The sequence below is a fragment of the Levilactobacillus koreensis JCM 16448 genome, from assembly GCF_001435525.1.
GTDB classification, from domain to species: domain Bacteria; phylum Bacillota; class Bacilli; order Lactobacillales; family Lactobacillaceae; genus Levilactobacillus; species Levilactobacillus koreensis.
The window spans coordinates 1-1017 of sequence record NZ_AZDP01000004.1 but is presented as its reverse complement, the minus strand read 5'-3'; the positions used below and the strand labels follow the sequence as shown (position 1 = coordinate 1017).

Below are 1017 nucleotides of genomic sequence, written 5' to 3'. Positions count from 1 at the left end.
CCCAATTTATTCATAAAAGGACTAGAATGTTTTGACTGTTCCTACAGTCTCAAGCATACCTAGTCCTTTTTGGTTACACCCAATGGGTGTAACCAAAAAAATTGTAAAAAAAAGAACCCCACAATGTTATTGTGAAGTTGCGAGACAAAACAATACAAAGGGGAGTTCCTAATGACCAATATACTAGACCGTGGCTTAGACTTCAATTCAAATATTTCTTTCTGTGACGATGGCACCCAACTTACGAATGATTCTGGCTTATTACTAATGACTGATTTCTTACATCGTATTGGCTTTAAACAGATGGTTTTATGTGCATTGCCTAAACAGGAGTGGCGTAGAAGCCCTAAACATCAGCTTTCATCTTTGCTGACACAAGTACTACTTCAAAAAATTGCTGGCTATCAAAATGATTCGATGACCAAAAATCTCAGTCATGATCCCGCCTTAAAACTTTGCTTAAATAAAGATACCTTAGCTTCACAACCGACTATCTCTCGGTTCATCAATCACTTGGAATCATCGGCTATCGCTGGTTTTGAAGCGTTAAACCGAAATCTCAATAAGCTTGTGATTAAACAAAATAATCAAACTGACATGATTATCGATGTTGATTCTACTCACTCCGATACGTTTGGCAACCAAGTTAATGCTGCCTTTAATTCTCATTATGCTTCGATGGGACTTCACCCATTACTCGCGTTTGATGGCTTGTCTGGTATGTTTTTGGGTGCCACGCTTCGGCCGGGAAATGTCTACACTTCTACTGGCGTTGCTGACTTTATACGGCCAATCATTGACTACACCAAGAACTTTAGCTGTCAGATGAACACTTTAATCCGCGGTGACAGTGGCTTTGCGACACCGGAGCTTTATCAATTATGCCTATCGTCCGATACTGATTTCTTAATCAAGCTCAAAACTAACGCTAAACTTTTGACGTTAGCTGAATCTTGTGCGCAGCTTATCGATCCTGAGGACACGAGTGCACACTTCTTTAATCTTAATTATCGGGCA

1 protein-coding gene is annotated in these 1017 nt (G+C 39.9%); it reads left to right on the top strand.

Features of this window, described 5'->3' with window-relative positions:
* Positions 1–171: 171 nt before the first annotated feature.
* A partial coding sequence (locus FC99_RS00085) for an IS1380 family transposase (RefSeq protein ID WP_056986392.1) occupies positions 172–1017 on the top strand: 846 nt, incomplete at its 3' end.